This window comes from Campylobacter sp. IFREMER_LSEM_CL2194, assembly GCF_025771685.1.
Lineage (GTDB): Bacteria > Campylobacterota > Campylobacteria > Campylobacterales > Campylobacteraceae > Campylobacter_D.
This window is the reverse complement of the sequence record NZ_JAKMQS010000006.1, coordinates 106,169-125,146: the sequence shown is the minus strand read 5'-3', so window position 1 is coordinate 125,146 and position 18,978 is coordinate 106,169. Positions and strand designations below refer to the sequence as shown.

Sequence of the window (18,978 nt, the reverse complement as noted above, 5' to 3'; positions counted from 1 at the left end):
GTTGAAGTAAGTAAATGGTAGATTTAGCAGGTGTGGTTTGTTAATGAAAATAAAAACTCTTTTTTAATATTTTGAATATAATTTGCCAAAAAAACACTTGGGAGTAAAAAACAAATGGTGCCCGAGGTCGGACTCGAACCGACACAAGGTTGCCCTTACCAGATTTTGAGTCTGGCGCGTCTACCAGTTTCACCACTCGGGCTTTTTAAGATTTTAAATTAAAAATATAGAATGTGAAATTATACTAAAAAAAAATTAAAGCAATATAAAAATATTTATATAGTAAATTAAAATATCTTTAAAATTGGAACTTTTTTTGCTTGCAAATAATTAAAAAATTTATTTGCGGAGCAAAATAATGAGAATTAGTAACCAGTATAACTACTACACTTCTATACAAAATTACACGGATGGTCAGTCTTTACTTAATAAATATAATTTGCAATTGCAAACAGGTCAGCTTATACAGCACTCTTGGGAAAATGCTAATATTTATATTAACGGTTCAAGATTAGAATATGAGATGGCAAATATAGGTCAGATTATTCAAGGAACGCAAGCAGCGCAAGAAATGGCAAAAAATACAGATACAGCTTTAAAAAATATCACAGAGCTTTTGGAAAAATTTAAAACACTTTTAGTAAAAGCTTCTAGTGATGGAAATTCTCAAACTTCAAGAGAAGCTATAGCAAAAGAGCTTAAACTTGTAAGAGATTCTATTGTAAATATTGCCAATACTAGCATTAATGGGCAGTATTTGTTTGCAGGATCAAATAGTGCTAATATACCTTTTGATAAATATGGAAACTATACTGGCAATAAAGATAACATTTTTGTAGTTAGTGGTGCTGGCACGCAAATTCCTTATAATATACCTGGTTGGGATTTATTTTTTAAACCTGATTCAAATATAAATAAAATCATTTCAACAAATGTTTCTTTCACTGATGCTCGTTATCCGGATAAAAAAGAATATTTAACAGGAGAGTCTAAATTTTCGCATTTAATAGGCCAAAATTATGTTCAAAATGGCAAACTTGATCCTGATAAAAATTTCGAAGATAGTTATGATGATAAACTTCCTTTTCCACACTCATCAATGTATATTCAAGGCGTTAGACCCGATGGAACAAGTTTTAAAGCCACTTTGGATATAGATCCTGACGCTAAAATTGAAGATGTTTTAGAAAATATTGGAAAGCTATATGGTAATACAGAGGGAAATGAAGTTGTTAAGGTCGCATTGAATGATAGTGGCCAAATAGAAATAAAGAGTTTAAAAGAAGGAAGTAGTTCTTTAGATTTTCATGCAGTTGCCATGACACCACAACTTCAAGACGCAGAGCAAATTAAAGCCTTAAGTGAGGCTGCTCAAAGAGAAGGTATCGGCATGGACGAAGTTACCAATCGCATTATGCAAGCAGCGCATAATGGAGATTTAAATAATACTAAAAGTCCAGTAACTGTGGAAGTTGGTGGTGAGCAATTTACTGTTGATATTTACAAAACAGACTTTATAAAAAGCAATATCAATGGTAATAAAACCAATGGAGCTGATTTTGATGTGCCTTTTGAAAAAGATGGCAATACTGTTTTTGGAAATGTTTCTCAAGTGATTAAAGGCACTAGTGAGTATGCTACTGATAGTACAAAATTAAGCGAAGTCGTTGCAAATGCTAATGGTAGTATGGATGGCCAACAACTTCAAATGGAAATTACTTCTAGAAGCGGTCAAAAATATAATGTAACTATTGATTTAGAAAATTCTACTGTAAGTTATCCTGATCCAAATAATCCGGGTCAAACCATAAGTTTTCCTATTACACATTCTCAGTATAATGAAGCAACGGGAACTTCAGTGGGTATGCAAACAAGACCTGAAGATATTACTTATGGTCAGTTAAATGATATTATAGGTATGTTTGCAAGCGATAATGTTCCTACAGCAACTATTACTCCAAATGCAAACGGAACTATTAATAATAATGATTTTCAAACTATCCAACAAGACATAGCTGATTCCAAGGGTTTTGTTGAAGTTAGTATGGACTATAAAGGTCGTATAAGTATTACTGACAAATTTTCAACTAATACAAATATAGGTCTTACCATCAAAGATTCAAATTCAAATAGCGGCTTTCCCCCAGCAGGAGAAGTAAGCAATGGTTCAGGTTTTGTATTTAGTGCAAATAATTCTTTAACTATCGATGATCCAAATATTGATTTGATTAAAGATTTAGATGAGATGATAGATGCAGTTTTAAATGGTAGTATGAGGGCTGATTCAGAAGGAAGTGATCCTAGAAATACAGGTTTACAAGGAGCATTAGAAAGGATTGATCATTTACAAGATCATGTTAGAAAAATGCAAACAACCATAGGAGCTTATACTAACAATATAGAAGAAACAAACAAAAGAATGACTTTTTTAAATGTTAATGTTGCTTCTATAAAAAGTGGTGTGACTGATGCTGATTATGGGCAAACATATATGATGTTTATGCAAACTATGGTTTCTTATCAAGCTATGCTTTCAGCTACTTCTAAAATTTCTCAAATGAGTTTATTAAACTACTTATAATTTTTGATATAATAGCTTTTTTCTTTATAAAGGATGTGTTATAAAAAAAGAAGCTATTTTTATCATTTCTAATATTTTTATTTTTTATTTTTGTCTAAGTGCTTTGATACCTGATCAAGCTTTAGTAAGTATTATAGGATACTCTTTAGCAAAACTTAGCTATTTTTTATTTGGCTCATTGACTAAATTTTATCCTTTTGTCTTTTTTTGGTTTAATTATCTTTTATATAAAAATGATTATAACTTTGAACTTATTGAGCGTAGATTTAGTGTAGCTATCTTTACTTGCATTTTTGCTTCGCTTATTTTTGCTTCAGTATTTTTGCAAGATAAAGGTTATATAGCTTCTGCTATGTTTGTGATTTTAGATGGACTTTTTGGAAAAATAGGTAGCTTAATCTTGGTGATTTTGCTTTTAGCTTTTGCTTTTAGTATTTCTTTTCCGCAAATTATCAAAGAAGTGTTTAAAATAGATCTTGATTTTGATTTTTATTTAAAACTCGAAACTTTAATTAAAAATAAAATTTTTGGCTTTTTTGGTGGTGATAAGTATGAAAATGAAACCAAAGAAGAGCAAGAAAAACTTAAGCAAGAGCTTTTAATTAAAGAAAAAAAAGAAGAACTCATTGAGAAAGAAGAGTTACCAAAACAAGAGGTTCAAGAAAATAAAAAATTCAATCTTGAAGATTTGAAAAATCAAGAATTAGAAGAAGTGATAATTAGTGAAGAGGATAAAAAATTAAGCTCAAGTTATATTCATGAGCTTTCAGAGCCTATTGCAAGTTTTGCTCAAAAAGCTAGTCAAATAAATATAAAGGAAGATGAAATGACCCCTGAAGAGTATTTGTCAAAATATAAAAATAATAGTGAAGATATTTATACTCAAACTTTAAAAAGTAAAAATTTAGATGAGCCAAGTTATAAAAGACGTAATATGGACTTAAATGAAAACAAAGAAGAAGTGATAGAAGAAAATTCTTTATTTGCCAAAGAGCTTAAAGAGCGTGAGCAAATGCTGCAAAAAGCTAAATTGCTAGAAGAGTATAAAGCTTTACAAAAAGAAAAAATTTTAGAAGAACTTAATGAGGATTTTAAAAAAATTGAAGAATTAAATGCTATAGAAGCACAAAAAGAAGCTGAGTTTAAAAAAATTCAAAATAAAACTAGCTTTTTAGGGGTGAAAGATTTTAAAGATGAAGATTTTATTCCGCAAAATGAAGTAAAAGAACTTGATTTTAGTGAAGATGATTTTGCTAAGCCTGTTAGTATAGAAGAACTAAGAGGTAAAAGAAACTATGAAAGTCCTTTTGTGGTAGAAGAAGTACAAATTGAAGTTAAAGAAGAAAAAGTTCCATTTGAAATTACTCAAGAGCCTATAGTGGAAGTAGTAGAAAACAAAACACACCATTCTATCACTAATGAAGTGAGTGAAAATAAAGCTTTATTGAAAGATCTTGATTTTGGAAATTTTGAAAAACCAAAAGATTTTTCTTTACCACCTTTAGATTTTTTAACCATGCCAAAAGAAGGCAAAAGTGAAATCAATGAAGAAGAAATCGATAGAAAAATTTATGATTTATTGGAAAAATTAAGACGCTTTAAAATAGGTGGCGATGTAGTTAGAACTTACACAGGTCCTGTTGTAACTACTTTTGAATTTCGTCCAGCAGCAGATGTTAAAGTGAGTAAAATTTTATCTTTACAAGATGATTTGGCTATGGCTTTAAAAGCTCAAACTATAAGAATTCAAGCTCCAATCCCAGGTAAAGATGTAGTAGGAATTGAAGTCCCAAATGAAAAAATCGATACGATTTACTTAAGAGAAATTTTAGAAAGTGAGGTATTTAAAAATTCTAGCTCACCTTTAACTATAGCTTTAGGTAAGGATATAGTAGGTGATCCTTTCATCACAGATCTTAAAAAGCTTCCTCATCTTTTAATAGCAGGAACTACAGGAAGCGGTAAAAGTGTGGGTATAAATTCTATGCTTTTATCTTTGCTTTATAGAAATTCACCAAAAACCTTAAGACTTATGATGATAGATCCAAAAATGCTTGAATTTAGTATTTATAATGATATACCACATTTACTTACACCGGTAATTACTGATCCTAAAAAGGCGGTAAATGCTTTATCAAATATGGTAGCTGAAATGGAACGCAGGTATCGTTTGATGGCTGAAGCAAAAACTAAAAATATAGAAAATTACAATGAAAAAATCAAAGAACAAGGTGGGAAAATCTTACCATTTATTGTAGTGATTATCGATGAGTTGGCTGATTTAATGATGACTGCGGGTAAGGATGTTGAGTTTTATATAGGTCGTTTAGCGCAAATGGCAAGAGCAAGTGGAATTCACTTAATCGTAGCTACACAACGCCCTTCAGTAGATGTTGTTACTGGGGTTGTAAAAGCAAATTTACCAAGTAGAATTTCTTATAAAGTAGGGCAAAAGATAGACTCTAAGGTTATTTTAGATTCTATGGGTGCTGAAAGCTTACTAGGGCGCGGGGATTGTTTATTTACCCCTCCTGGTATGAGTGGCTTAGTGCGTTTGCATGCGCCTTTTGCAAGCGAAAATGAAATAGAAAATATAGTAGAGTTTTTAAAAGCTCAACAAGTAGTAGAATATGATGAGAGCTTTTTAAAAGATGATAGCCAAGATGGAGCTTATAAAAGAAGTGAATTTGATGATGGAGATTTAGATGAGCTTTATGAAGAAGCAAAGGCTGTAATCTTAGAAGATAGAAAAACTAGTATTTCTTATTTGCAAAGACGTTTGAAAATAGGCTACAACCGCGCAGCAAATATCATAGAACAACTTTCACAAACAGGTGTTTTAAGCGAACCTGATGCAAAAGGGCAAAGAGAAATTTTATAATTAATTTCTTATTGCCTTATTATGATCTTTTAAAGTAGAGGTAAAAATATGCTTATTAGTTTTTTTATCCCTTACAAAGTATAAATATTCTGTTTTAGCAGGAAAAATAGCTGCCTTGATAGCTTCAAATGAAACATTACATACAGCTTCTTTTGGTATGCCATTAAATTTATAAGTGTTATAAGAACTATTATCTGATCTTATTCTTTGTGGAGTGATTTTTTCATGAGAGTATTTTCCATAATTTAATGTCCCATCCATTTGAAGCTTCATGCCTTTTCTTAAACGATTTCTAATCACAGATGAAACTATAGGCATTTCTTCATTACTCGCTGCTTCTTTTTGTATAATGGAAGCTATGATGATATACTCATGCCATTTTTTTTCATTATATTCTCTAAAAATTTTATAAGAAAGTTTTTTAAATTCACTTATAGAGTAAGCCAAAAGATATTTTACCAAAAGCTCTTCTGTGATACCTTTTGGAATTTTATAAGTTTCAGGAAAAAGCATACCTTCTTTAAAAGGGCTTTGTTTATAAAATTCCTGCATTAAGATTTTAACATTTAAATTTAACTTCGGTGCTAATTCTTCAAAGAAAATTTCAGTCGTTTCTCCAGGAATTAAAGTAATAGTTTCAAGCGCTGCCTTAGCGACGGTAAGCTTATGTAAAAATTCAGCTCTATTTAGTTCTTTTGTGCCTATATTTATCCAGCCAGATTGTGGATGGCCCAAAAAATATAAAGTATATTTATCAATACTGCTCATTTTATAGTTATTTTTATCTAATTGCGTTATAATCTTGCTAACAGAACCTTGTGGTATAAAAACTACAGAGTTTGTTTTTATAGGTAAAAGTAGATAATAAAAAATGGATAAAAGAAAAATTAAAATCAAGTCACAACATATTAAAAAAATTCTTAAATTTTTAGCATTACCTATGATACTTTTCATTGCTTTGTTTATTTACCTCAAAAATGGAATTTATATAGAAAAATTAGAATTTTCTTCTATTAATTTAGAGAAATTATATATTAAATTAGATAAAAAACTCATTTTAAATGCTAAAAAAGTCGTAGTAAATTCTCAAAGTCAAAGTGCTCAAAATGAAACTAGCGCAAGTAAAGCTGTGCAGCTTATCAAAGATGTAAAATATATTTATTGGTTTTTTCAAGAAATCAATATTGATGAAATGTTTGTCAATAACTATCCTGTGGAGTTAATTTATAAAAATAATTTATTTTTTGTAAACAGTAAAAATCTTTTAGTAAAAGTGAATTTAAAAATTAGTGATAAAAATATACAAGCTAATATTGATAATTTTCTTTTAAAAGATCATAATCTTAGCATAATTGGCTCCTTGCTTATTAATCCTAAGACAAAATTTTATACTTTTAAAGGTAAAATCGATAGTGACTTTTTAAAAAGTGATGTTAAATTTTCACTCAAAAGAGAAGAGATTGCTTATGAATTAGAAAATATCAGTTCAAATAATATTTCGCAAATTTTTGATATTTTAATAGAAAATGGAGTGCATTTGCCTTCTAATCTTGCTCTTTGGGTGGGTGGTAAGGTAAAGGCTGATTTTTATTTTATAGAAAAATTAAGCGGTTTTGCAGACTTTGGAAAGCATAGATATTATTTAAACGATATCAATGCCAAAGGTTATGTAAATAATTTAAAAGTAGTTTTAGATAAAGGCATAGATCCTATCGTAAGTCCTTTTGTAAGACTTGAATTTGCTAAACAAAGACTTGATTTTATTTATGATGATTTACGTTTTAATAATTATGATTTAACTCAAAGTCAAATTTATATAGATAATATGCTAAATGAAAAAGCTGGAATTTATATACGCATTAAAAGTGATAATGCTAGAGCTGATTATAGGGTTAATAAAATTTTGCTTTTATATGATATAAAATTACCATTTTTGCAAAATAATGGTGTCACAAAGACTGATTTAACACTGAAAATTCCTTTTGATCATCCTGAGAAAATTACTTATAATGGTAGTTTTAATATTATTAATTCAAATATAAATATAAGTGATTTTAAGATAACTCAAGCAAATCTTACTTTAAAAAAAGATAAGCTAGATATACAAAATGCAAGCGTGCAAAGTAGTATGATTAATGGTGATTTTAATGCAAGTGTTGATTTGAAGCAAAAAAAAGGTGATTTTAAAACCATTATAACAAACTTAGAACTACCACAAGATAGCTTAAAAATGGAAAATAAATTTCTTGATTTAAGCCTTGATTTTGATAAAAATATTAGTTTATATAATAAAGAATTTACCACAACTTTAAATTTTGATCAAGGTATGTCTGTTTATGTTGAAAAACTTGCAAAATATAAAAATTATTCTAAATTAATGCAAAAAAATAAAGTGCATGATGGGGAATTATCTTTAAATACTTTAAATTTCCAAGATTTTAATGTAGATATTAATAATACTACTTTTGAATCATTTTTGCTCTATAAAGATAATAATCCTTATGAATATGATAGTTTTAATATAAAAATAAAAGGTAATGATTTTAATTTAACTAGTGCAAGTGGTAGTATTTTTGCACAAAAAGACAATGATGATGTAAATATTACTTTAAATAATATTAATTTATTGATTTCTCAACAAGATACGGAAAATACTTTAGATACTCTTGAAAATTCAACTTATAATATTAGTGGTAAAAATATAGATTTGATTTTAAAAGATTTTAATAAAACCTTAGATTTTGATCAATTTGACGCTAAAATTAAAAAAGATTCCGTAAAAGCTTGGGCAAATAGAAATGAATCTAGATTTGATTTTTTGTTTAAAGAAAATCAAATGCAAATTAGAGCTTTAAAAATGGATGATGATTTTCTAAACACCTTTATGCGCCAAAATGTTTTTGAAAAAGGTGAGTTTAATCTTTATGTAGATGGCAATAGTACTGATTTTTTCAAAGGTAAGTTCTTATTTAAAGATACTTATTTAAAAGATTTAAAATTTCATCAACAGCTTTTAAGTTTTATTGATACCATACCTAGTTTAATTTTATTTAAGGCGCCTACCTTTAATGAAAAAGGCTTTAGTGTTGAAAATGCTGGTATAAGTTTTAATCGTAAAAAAGATCTTTTTGAAATAGACGCACTTAATTTTAATGGTGATAGTGCAGATGTGTTAGGTCAAGTTAAAATCAATTTAAGAAGCAATCAAGTGGATGGTTTATTAGAACTTAGAACGCTAAAATCAGCCAGTTCGGTTATTTCCAAAGTTCCAATTATCAATCAAATTATATTAGGTAAAGATAGGCAAATTAGTACACAAATTAAATTAAGCGGAACAGTGGATGAACCTGAATTTAAGACCCAGCTTATTGCACAAAGCTTGCAACTTCCTTATCATTTAATTAAAAATATTTTTGAATTACCAGCTAATTTAGTGAAATAAACGCAAAAAGGAGAAAAAATGAAAATCACTATCATAGGCGCAGGAAATGTTGGTGTAAGTACTGCTTATGCTTTGATTTTAAGAGAGTTGGTTGATGAGCTTGTTTTGATTGATATTAATAAAGATTTGCTTTTTGCTAGAGAATTGGAATTAAGTCAGAGCATAGCTGCTTTTAATTTTGATATTAAAATAACTTGCACGGATGATTATGCGCACTCAAAAGATTCTCAAGTGGTTGTTTTTAGTGCGGGAGTAGCTAGAAAAGAAGGTCAAAGTAGGGATGAGCTTTTTGCTATTAATGCTAAAATTATGTTTGAGTGTGCCAATAATATTAAAAAATTTAACAACGATCCTTTGTTTATTATAGTAAGCAATCCTGTAGATTTTTTACTTAATGCTCTTTATGAAAGTAAATTATTTTCATCAAAAAAAATCATTGCTATGGCAGGTGTTTTGGATAATGCTAGATTTAAATATGAAGTTGGTAAAAAATTAAATATAAAAACTTCTTGTATAGATACTAAGCTTATAGGTTTTCACAATGATAGCATGGTTTTAGTAAAATCTCAAAGTAAAGTTCAAAACAAAGCATTAAATGAGGTTTTAAATGAATATGATCTTGCTCAAATAGAACAAGAAGTTAAAACCGGTGGTGCTAAAATTATTAAACACTTAAAAACTTCAGCATATTTAGCCCCTGCAAGTGCTTGTGTGAGGATGATAGAGGCTTTAAAAAGTGGAGAATTTTTACCAATATGTGTAATTTTAGATGGAGAATACGGCATAAAAGAAAAAGCTTTTGGTGCTATGGCAAGGATAAGTCTTGATGGGGTGCTTGAAATTTTGGAGTTAAAATTAGACAATCAAGAACAAATTGCATTAGAAAATTCTCTCATTCAGTATAATTATAAATAATTTTTAGGAGTTTTTTACTCCTAATGTTACTTTGCGTTATAAATACCTATTTGTTTTACTTTATATTTTAAATAATATTTACTCATGCTATAAATTCGCTATAATAAAAAGTTTGTTTTAAAAATAACTTTTGATAAAAAATCATTAAAAATAACAAAAAATTAGAAAGGAATTTTAATGGTAGCCCCAGAAAATACACCGGTTTGGGTTGATGAAGCAAGATGTAAAGCTTGTAATATCTGTGTTAGCTATTGTCCAGCTGGAGTTTTAGCAATGAGAGATGAAATCAGTGCAGTTTTAGGACAGATGATAGAAGTGGTTCATCCTGATTCTTGTATAGGCTGTAGTGAATGTGAAAGTCACTGCCCTGATTTTGCAATTTTTGTTGCAAAAAGAGATGAGTTTAAATTTGCAAAGCTTACGCCAGAAGCCAAAGAAAGAGCACAAGCTGTTAAAGAAAATAAATATAAAAAATTAAACGCATAGGAAAAACAATGAGAGAAGTGATATCAACAGGTAATGTTTTAGTAGCAAAAGCTGCGATTGATTGTGGCTGTAAATTTTTTGGTGGTTATCCAATTACCCCAAGTTCTGAAATAGCACATGAATTAAGCCATATGCTACCAAAAAATGATGGTACTTTTATACAAATGGAAGATGAAATTTCAGGTATTAGTGTGGCTTTGGGTGCTTCTATGAGTGGTGTTAAGTCTATGACAGCAAGTAGTGGACCTGGAATTTCTTTAAAAGCTGAGCAAATTGGTTTGGGTTTTATAGCTGAAATTCCACTAGTAATTGTAAATGTTATGAGAGGTGGTCCATCCACTGGTCTTCCAACAAGAGTTGCACAAGGAGATTTGTTTCAAGCAAAAGCTCCAACACATGGAGATTATGCAAGTATAGCTTTAGCTCCTGCTTCATTAGAGGAAGCTTACACTGAAACTATTAGAGCTTTTAATTTAGCTGAAAAATACATGACTCCGGTATTTTTGCTTTTAGATGAAACCATAGGACATATGAATGGTAAGGCTAAATTACCTGATTTAGAAGAATTAGAAATTATTAACCGTAAAAAATTTACAGGAGATAAAAAAGATTATAAACCTTATGCGGCAGGGGAAAATGAAGCTGCTACACTAAATCCTTTCTTTGAAGGTTATCGTTATCATATCACAGGACTTCATCATGGAGATATAGGTTTTCCAACTGAAGATGGAGCGATAGTAGATAAAAATATGAAAAGATTGTTTGGTAAGATTAAAAATAATACCGATGAAATTTGCACTTATGAAGAGTTTATGTGTGATGATGCGCAGTTTTTAATCATTGCTTATGGTAGTGTTGCAAGATCTGCTAAAGAAGCTATCTTAAGACTTAGAGAAGAGGGTTTAAAAGTAGGGCTTTTTAGACCTATCACGCTTTATCCAGTAGCTGAGAAAAAAATAGCTCAAGTGGTATCTAAATTTGAAAAAGTTATGGTTAGCGAGCTTAATATGGGGCAATATTTAGAAGAAATTCAAAGAGTAAGCAAAAGAGATGATTTTATTAGCTTACACCGTGCAAATGGTCGCCCTATAACCCCAAGTGAAATTATTGCTAAAGTAAAGGAGAATATGTAAAATGGCTTTTAATTACGATGAATATTTAAGAGTGGATAAACTTCCAACACAATGGTGCTGGGGTTGTGGGGATGGAGTTGTTTTAAAAGCTATTATTAGGGCTATTCAAAAACTTGGCTGGAATATGGATGATGTTTGCTTAGTTTCTGGTATAGGTTGTAGTGGTAGAATGAGTTCTTATGTAAATTGTAATACAGTGCATACTACCCATGGTAGAGCTATTGCTTATGCAACAGGGATTAAACTGGCAAATCCTAAAAAACATGTAATCGTAGTAAGTGGGGATGGTGATACTTTAGCAATTGGTGGAAATCACACTATCCATGGATGTAGAAGAAATATAGATTTAACTCATATTTTAATTAATAATTTTATTTATGGTCTTACAAATTCACAAACTTCACCAACTACCCCACAAGGTTTTTATACTGTTACTGCTCAAGCAGGTAATATAGATCCAAATTTTGACGCTTGTGAGCTTACTAAAGCTGCTGGGGCTTCTTTTGTAGCAAGAACAAATGTTATTGAGGCAAATAAACTTGAAAATATCATTTTTAAAGCTTTATCACACAAAGGTTATAGTTTTGTAGATGTATTTTCAAACTGCCATATTAATCTTGGTAGAAAAAATAAAATGGGTGAAGCTGTAAGCATGCTTGATTGGATTAAAAATCGTTGTGTGGATAAGTCTAAATTTGAACAATTAGACTATGAGCAAAGAGCAGATAAATTCCCTACAGGAATTTTGCATCAAGATGAAAGTAAAACAGAATATTGTGAGGCTTATGAAGAAGTTAGAAGAGCCTTGAAAGAAAAAAGAATGGTTGATTTAGGAGCATTAAAATGAAATATCAATTAAGATTTTGCGGTGAAGGTGGACAAGGGGTTATCACTGCAGGTGAAATTTTAGCTAAAGCTGCCATTAAAGAAGGATGCAATGCTTTTAAAGCTTCTACTTATACTTCTCAAGTTAGAGGTGGACCAACTAAGGTTGATATTATCATTGATGAAAGTGAAATCTTTTTTCCTTATGCAGTAGAAGGTGAAGTTAGTTTTATGCTTTCAACTGCTGATAAGGGTTATCATAGTTTCAAAGATGGTGTTTGTGATGGCGGTGTTATAGTTGTAGAGCCAAATTTAGTTCATCCAAGCAAAGAAGATTATGCTAGATGGAAAATTTTTGAAATTCCTATTATTACTATAGCTAAAGAAGAAGTAGGTAATGTAGCCACTCAATCAGTTGTTGCTTTAGCTATAGCTGCTTATATGAGCAAATGTATTGATATTGATGCGTTAAAACAAACTATGCTTGATATGGTACCTGCAAAAACTAAAGAAGCAAATGCAAAAGCTTTTGATTTAGGTATAGAATACGCTAAAAAAGCACAAGTAGTTTCTTGATTTTTCAAGAAACTCTCCTTATAAAATAATATTTATTAAATTATCGTTATAATATTTTCCATTTTAAGCAAAAAGGTAAAATAATGAAAGAGCTAAATGGCTCGCAAATGATTTGTGAAGCATTAAAAGAAGAAAATGTTAAAGTAGTTTTTGGTTATCCTGGTGGTGCGGCTTTAAATATTTATGATGAAATTTATAAGCAAACTCATTTTAAACACATTTTAGTTAGACACGAGCAAGCAGCCTTACATAGTGCTGATGCTTATGCTAGAATGAGTGGTGAGGTTGGTGTGGCAGTAGTTACAAGTGGACCTGGTTTTACCAATACAGTTACAGGCTTGGCTACTGCTTATAGTGATTCTATACCTTTAGTTTTAATTTCAGCTCAAGTTGCAAATTCTTTAATAGGAACCGATGCTTTTCAAGAAATCGATGCTATAGGTATTTCAAGGCCTTGTGTAAAACATAATTATTTAGTAAAAAATATTGAAGAATTACCTAAAATTTTAAAAGAAGCTTTTTATATTGCAACCACAGGTAGAAAAGGGCCTGTGCATATTGATATACCTAAAGATGTTACTGCTGCTATAGGTAAATGGCATTATCCTAAAGAAATTTCTATGAAAACTTACAAGCCAACCTATAAAGGAAATATCAAGCAAATTAAAAAATTAGTAAGTTTGATTAAAAATGCTCAAAAACCTTTATTTTACCTAGGTGGAGGTTGTGTGGCTTCTAATGCTAGTGATGAATTAAGAGAATTAATTCATTTTTGTCAAATTCCTGCAGTTGAAACTTTGATGGCTCTAGGGACTTTAAGAAGTGATGATAAGCTTAATTTAAAAATGGCAGGTATGCATGGGAGTTATTGTGCAAATATTGCTTTAAGTGAGTGTGATTTGCTCATTGCTGTGGGTGCTAGGTTTGATGATAGGATTACTGGTAAAACAAGTGAGTTTGCCAAGGGTGCAAAAATCGTTCATATTGATATAGATCCAAGCTCTATTTCTAAAATCATCGAAGCGCATTTTCCTATAGTTGGGGATATTAAAAGTGTTATTTTAGATACCTTAGAAGAATTAAAAAAAGAAAGTTTTGATAATACAAAATACCAAGAATGGTTTAAAACTTTACAAAGATATCAACAGTTATATCCTTTAATCTATGAAGATAGTGATGAAGTTTTAAAACCTCAATGGGTTATAGAAGAATGTGCTAGATTAGCTCCTGATGTAAGGATAATTACTGATGTAGGGCAACATCAAATGTGGGTAGCACAATTTTATCCTTTTAATTATGCAAGACAACTTGCAACAAGCGGTGGGCAAGGGACTATGGGTTATTCTTTACCAGCTGCGCTTGGAGCTAAATTAGCTGTGGGTGAAGAAATGGTGGTAAATTTTGTAGGTGATGGTTCTTTTTTAATGAATATCCAAGAACTAATGACAGCAAGTGCCTATGGAATCAAAGTGATTAATATCATTTTAAATAATTCTTTTTTAGGCATGGTAAGACAATGGCAAAGTATGTTTTATAAAGAAAGATTTTCTAATACAGATTTAACAAGCCAGCCTGATTTTGTTACTATTGCTAAAGGTTTTCATTGTGAAGGTTATAATGTCTTTAGTAAAGAAGAATTTCAAAAAGCTTTTAAAGCAGCCTTAGAATCTAAAAAAACTTGTGTTTTAAATGTAGCTATAGATCGTTATGAAGATGTATTACCTATGGTGCCTGCAGGTGGAGCAATTTATAATATGATTTTACCTAGTTATAAAAACAAGGATAAAAAATGAAAAGAAGGGTAATTTCTGTCATTGTATTAAATGAACATGGGGTATTATCACGCGTTGTTGGGCTTTTTTCAGGGCGTGGTTATAATATAGAATCTCTTACAGTTGCTCCACTTGATGATAAAGAATTCTCAAGGATAAACATCGTAACATTAGGTGATGAAAAAGTTTTTGAGCAAATTATTAAACAACTTCATAAACTCATACCTACTTATAAGGTGATTGATTCTAGTGATTTTATAGAAAAAGAAACAGCTTTGGTAAAGATTGCTTTAAGTGAAAATTTTGCAGGCTTAGATGCTATATTAAAAGCTTATAATGGCAGTGTGACTTATAGTGATGATGAGTTTATTATAGTAATGGCAAGTGATAATGCAAAAAATATCGATAACTTTTTAAAAACCATGAAAAAGTATAATCCTATTAGTGTTGTTAGAAGTGGTTCTATTTTAATGGAGGTAAAATGAAAATTAGTGAAATTGCTAAATTTTTAGGCATAGAATATTGTGGAGATGATATAGAAATTACAGCTTTGAATTCTTTGAATAATGCAAGTTTTACTGAACTTAGTTATTGCGATGGAGAAAAAAACTCTAAAAAAATCGCAAGTAGTGGAGCTGGGGCTATATTAGTCTCCAAAGAATTTGAAAATTTAGTTTCAAAAGATTGTATTAAGCTAGTTGTTGATAATCCACATTTATCTTTTGCACTTTTAAGTAAGCTTTTTGCAAAACCTTTAATTTCTAGTGAAAAGAAAAATTCTAAAATCGCTAAAAGTGCTAAGATTATGCCAAATGTTTATATAGGCGAAAATGTCCAAATAGCTGATCATGTAGTGATAATGGCAGGTGCTTATATAGGCGATAATGTAAGTATAGGTGAATATACTATAATCCATCCAAATGTTGTGATTTATAATGACACTAAAATAGGTAAAAAATGCCATTTGCTGGCAAATTGTGTTATAGGTAGTGATGGTTTTGGTTATGCGCATACAAAAAATGGCGAGCATTATAAGATTTATCATAATGGAAATGTTATTTTAGAAGATTTTGTAGAAGTTGGAGCTTGTACGACTATTGATAGAGCAGTTTTTGAAAGTACTATCATAAAGCAAGGTACAAAGATTGACAACCTCGTTCAAGTAGGGCATAATTGTGAAATAGGGGAGAATTGTCTTATAGTAGCTCAAAGTGGAATTTCAGGTTCAAGTATTTTAGGTAAAAATGTCACTATGGGTGGACAAAGTGCTACAAGTGGGCATTTAGAAATAGGAGATTTTGCTACCATAGCCGCAAGAGGCGGGGTCACTAAAAATTTAGAAGGTGCCAGGGTTTATGGTGGTTTTCCTATCATGCTTCAAAAAGATTGGCTAAAATTTCAAGCAAAAATTATCACAGCTTTTAGGGATAAACATGAGTAAAAAAATATTTAAAACTATAGAATTACATGGCAGTAAAAGTGGAGAAATAAGCCTTTGTAATCTTTCTAATCCTTATGGTGTAGGAAGTAATGATGTCTTAAGTATAGGTGTGGCTTTAAAAAAGGAAAATGGAATAGATTGGAAAGTTCATATTCCTTATGAAAATTTAAAAGATCTTATCCTAGCACTTCAAGAAATAGAAAAAAGCAAAGCCTAGTTTAGAAACTAGGCGTATTTAAATCCCGTTTTCTTCCTGCGCTAATAATTAAAACAAAATTAAGCACAATCAAAACATATATAAAAGTTGGTATAGGGAAGGCGTCGCCATTTGCATAAGAATGAAGTCCAGAAAGGTAAAAATTTACTCCAAAATAAGTCATTAATATACTATAAAAGGCTAAAACGCTAGCACTTGCAAAAACAAAAATAAAATAAGTTTTGAAAATAAATCTTAAGTGTAATACCATGGTATAAACTACAATAGAAATCAAAGCCCAAGTTTCTTTTGGATCCCAACCCCAATATCTTCCCCAGCTTTCATTAGCCCAAACTCCGCCTAAAAAATTTCCTATTGTAAGCATTGCAAGCCCTATTATCATAGACATTTCATTAACGCAGTGTAGTTTGGTGATATTTAAATCTATATTTTTATTTTTACTTCTTAAAGTAAAAAGAATTAAACTCAAAATCCCTATAATAAAACAAAGTGCTAAAAATCCATAGCTTGCTGTTATAATCGATACATGAATATTAAGCCAATATGATTTTAAAACAGGTATTAGATTTCCAATTTGAGGATCCATAAAGCCAAGATGAGCTACAAAAAGTGAAATACCTGCTAAAAAGCTCGCACTACATAAAGCCAAAAGTGATTTTTTAAAAAATATCACAGCGCTTATCGCACAAGCAAAAGCTATGTAAATCATACTTTCATAAGCATTACTCCAAGGAGCATGCCCACCTACATACCAACGAATGATTAAAGCTAGCGCATGTATGATTACACACATGCTTAAAATGATGTAAAAAAATCTATATACAAAGGCAGATAAAGAAATATTTTTTAATATAGTATAAAAACTTAAAAAGAAAAAAACTAACGCAAAGCTAATATAAACAAAAGTTAGATTATCAAAGATATTATAATGATTAAGCAGTATTTCAAGATCTAATCTTTCTTTTGGTGGTAAAACACTGCTTCCATAATGATTTTGAAAGTCTTTTAAGGATTGTAAAATTTCATTTGCATCTTGCCATTGATTATTTTCAACACCATTACGAACTTGTAAAAAATAGCTAACTAAAAGCATTTGTAAACGCTCTACATCTTCTTTTGCAAAAGGTAAAATTTGCACCGGAGAATACCACTTTAAACTTTGCTCATTAATATCAGGAAAAATAGTTAAAGCTTGACCACTATAAATATAATATGCATGATTTATTTTTTCATCTAAGGCTAGCAAATCTTTATCAAAGCTAGTTCTTAGTGAGGGCTTTTTGCGGTTAGCTTCCTCAATATAATTACTCAGTTTATATATCCCATTATCAAACACATCATCAAATGCTATGTATTTTTCATTTATATCTGCACCTATTAATTCTCTTAGTTTGCTTGTTTTTGTAGCTATCATTTTGATTTTTCTAAATTCTTTAGGATAAATCATCATTGCTAGAAAAATTTGATCATAGTGAAGATTTAAAAATTTTTCTTTTTGAGTGATTTTATAAATAAACTCCATTGCCAAAGTATCTAAAGGTTTGATTCTACCATTATGATCTTGCACAAGTAATCTTGCAAAATTTAGAGAATGCCCATAGGAATTTTTTTGCAAATTTGAGATTAAATTTAAAATTTCATTTTTATTTTCTTGTGCAAAAAGTGGAGTTTGTAAATTTGCAAAAAGCAAAATAAACAATATAAAACTTTGACCTTTTTTTAAATAAACACTTAAACGATGAAATCTTGAGTTTTTGTCAAATAAAACCCATAAAAATCCTAAAATCAATAAAGTATAACCTATATAAGTAGGAATTTTACCAGGATCTTTATTGACTGAAAGTATGGTGCCTTTCTCATCTTGATCATAAGAGCTTTGAAAAAATCTATATCCACCATAATCAAGAATATTATTCATAAAAATATCATAATCTAAGTTAATATTATTTTGCTCATCTATGATTTGAATTTTTGAAGTATAAGAAGATGGACTCATAGAGCCTAAATAACGCTCAAGTATAAAATCTTTTAAGTGTAATGCAAAAGGAAGTTTGATTTCTTTGGGCCCCCAATTGATAGTAAAATTTTTTCCCTGTAAGTTAAAATGCATTGCTTGTTTGTTTGTAAAATTTGGATTTAAGATTATTTGTGTATTTGCTTTTTGATAATTAATATTTAATTTTAAGCTAGCAGGTGTAATAGAATCTTTTTGCGGAGTGTATTTGATGGAGCTTATGATTAATTTTTCGCCATTTAAGTCAATAGTTTTTTCAAAATGCTTTTGAGTTAGTGGGGTAAAGCTAATAGGAAATTCAAAACTAGCATTAGTATCAAAATCAGTAATTTTTATAAATTCTTCCCTAGCAACTATGGTGTTAGAGCTTTGATTTTCTCTTATATGCATTCCTCCTTCTAAGCCAAAATATCTAGTAAGTCCAGCACCGATTAAAATCACTATAAAAGATAAATGCAAAAGCAAGATAGAGTATTTTTTCTTTTGAAAAAGCTTGTTATAAAATATCACTCCGATTAAATTTAAACCTAGTAATAAATGCAACATATCAAACCAAGCATTATTATAAATCAAAGCTTTAGCTGCGCTAATACCAAAATCATTTTCTATAAAGGTTGCCACAGCGCAAGCTATGGCGTATATGCTCATTAGTAAAAAACTCATCGCAAAAGAAAAAAAATACTGCATTTTTAACC

Annotated in this window: 14 protein-coding genes and 1 tRNA gene; 12 read left to right on the top strand and 3 right to left on the bottom strand. The window is 30.0% G+C overall.

Annotated features, from left to right (window positions below; translation table 11 throughout):
* Nucleotides 1–115: 115 nt before the first annotated feature.
* Nucleotides 116–202: transfer RNA gene (locus L8V79_RS04575), tRNA-Leu, on the bottom strand.
* A gap of 156 nt (nucleotides 203–358) precedes the next feature.
* Between L8V79_RS04575 and flgL the strand changes: the two genes are divergently transcribed.
* Nucleotides 359–2,581 carry a flagellar hook-associated protein FlgL gene (gene flgL, locus L8V79_RS04570; RefSeq protein WP_263702669.1) on the top strand — a complete coding sequence of 741 codons (2,223 nt, stop codon included), beginning with the start codon at nucleotides 359–361 and terminating at the stop codon, nucleotides 2,579–2,581.
* Between the two features lie 352 nt (nucleotides 2,582–2,933).
* A complete protein-coding gene (locus tag L8V79_RS04565) occupies nucleotides 2,934–5,462 on the top strand; it encodes a DNA translocase FtsK (protein WP_412175180.1) in 2,529 nt (842 codons plus the stop codon).
* On the opposite strand, the gene mltG is transcribed toward L8V79_RS04565, so the two are convergent.
* Nucleotides 5,463–6,416, bottom strand: coding sequence for an endolytic transglycosylase MltG (gene mltG, locus L8V79_RS04560; protein ID WP_263679452.1), 954 nt, complete (start codon nucleotides 6,414–6,416; stop codon nucleotides 5,463–5,465).
* Here mltG and L8V79_RS04555 point away from each other — a divergent pair.
* The 10 genes from L8V79_RS04555 (at nucleotide 6,403) to L8V79_RS04510 (ending at nucleotide 16,269) form a co-directional block, all read left to right on the top strand.
* On the top strand, nucleotides 6,403–8,904 hold the full coding sequence (locus tag L8V79_RS04555) for an AsmA-like C-terminal domain-containing protein (protein WP_263702668.1): 2,502 nt from the start codon (nucleotides 6,403–6,405) through the stop codon (nucleotides 8,902–8,904). The genes mltG and L8V79_RS04555 overlap by 14 nt on opposite strands.
* An 18-nt stretch (nucleotides 8,905–8,922) precedes the next feature.
* A complete protein-coding gene (locus tag L8V79_RS04550) occupies nucleotides 8,923–9,819 on the top strand; it encodes a malate dehydrogenase (RefSeq protein WP_263682234.1) in 897 nt (298 codons plus the stop codon).
* 171 nt (nucleotides 9,820–9,990) lie between these two features.
* Entirely contained in the window at nucleotides 9,991–10,305 is a 315-nt protein-coding gene (locus L8V79_RS04545) for a 2-oxoglutarate:acceptor oxidoreductase, delta subunit (protein ID WP_039668439.1), read from the top strand.
* A gap of 8 nt (nucleotides 10,306–10,313) precedes the next feature.
* Nucleotides 10,314–11,438 carry a 2-oxoglutarate synthase subunit alpha gene (locus L8V79_RS04540; protein WP_039626148.1) on the top strand — a complete coding sequence of 375 codons (1,125 nt, stop codon included), beginning with the start codon at nucleotides 10,314–10,316 and terminating at the stop codon, nucleotides 11,436–11,438.
* Nucleotide 11,439: 1 nt separating this feature from the next.
* Nucleotides 11,440–12,285 (top strand): 2-oxoglutarate ferredoxin oxidoreductase subunit beta, encoded by an 846-nt coding sequence (locus tag L8V79_RS04535; RefSeq protein WP_263702667.1) that lies wholly within the window; start codon nucleotides 11,440–11,442, stop codon nucleotides 12,283–12,285.
* Nucleotides 12,282–12,839, top strand: a complete 558-nt coding sequence (locus L8V79_RS04530; RefSeq protein WP_263702666.1) for a 2-oxoacid:acceptor oxidoreductase family protein — start codon at nucleotides 12,282–12,284, stop codon at nucleotides 12,837–12,839. Before L8V79_RS04535 ends, L8V79_RS04530 begins: the two co-directional genes overlap by 4 nt.
* 83 nt (nucleotides 12,840–12,922) lie before the next feature.
* Complete coding sequence (locus L8V79_RS04525; RefSeq protein ID WP_263702665.1) at nucleotides 12,923–14,632, top strand: acetolactate synthase large subunit; 1,710 nt, start codon at nucleotides 12,923–12,925, stop codon at nucleotides 14,630–14,632.
* Nucleotides 14,629–15,096 carry an acetolactate synthase small subunit gene (gene ilvN / locus L8V79_RS04520; RefSeq protein ID WP_263662467.1) on the top strand — a complete coding sequence of 156 codons (468 nt, stop codon included), beginning with the start codon at nucleotides 14,629–14,631 and terminating at the stop codon, nucleotides 15,094–15,096. The genes L8V79_RS04525 and ilvN overlap by 4 nt, the downstream gene beginning before the upstream one ends.
* Nucleotides 15,093–16,052: a UDP-3-O-(3-hydroxymyristoyl)glucosamine N-acyltransferase gene (gene lpxD, locus L8V79_RS04515; protein WP_263702663.1), complete on the top strand. Its 960-nt coding sequence runs from the start codon at nucleotides 15,093–15,095 to the stop codon at nucleotides 16,050–16,052. The genes ilvN and lpxD overlap by 4 nt, the downstream gene beginning before the upstream one ends.
* Nucleotides 16,045–16,269 (top strand): hypothetical protein, encoded by a 225-nt coding sequence (locus L8V79_RS04510; RefSeq protein WP_263702662.1) that lies wholly within the window; start codon nucleotides 16,045–16,047, stop codon nucleotides 16,267–16,269. The genes lpxD and L8V79_RS04510 overlap by 8 nt, the downstream gene beginning before the upstream one ends.
* 1 nt (nucleotide 16,270) lies before the next feature.
* Here the strand turns inward: L8V79_RS04510 and ccsA are convergent, their stop codons facing one another.
* Complete coding sequence (gene ccsA, locus L8V79_RS04505) at nucleotides 16,271–18,970, bottom strand: cytochrome c biogenesis protein (protein ID WP_263702660.1); 2,700 nt, start codon at nucleotides 18,968–18,970, stop codon at nucleotides 16,271–16,273.
* Nucleotides 18,971–18,978: the final 8 nt, after the last annotated feature.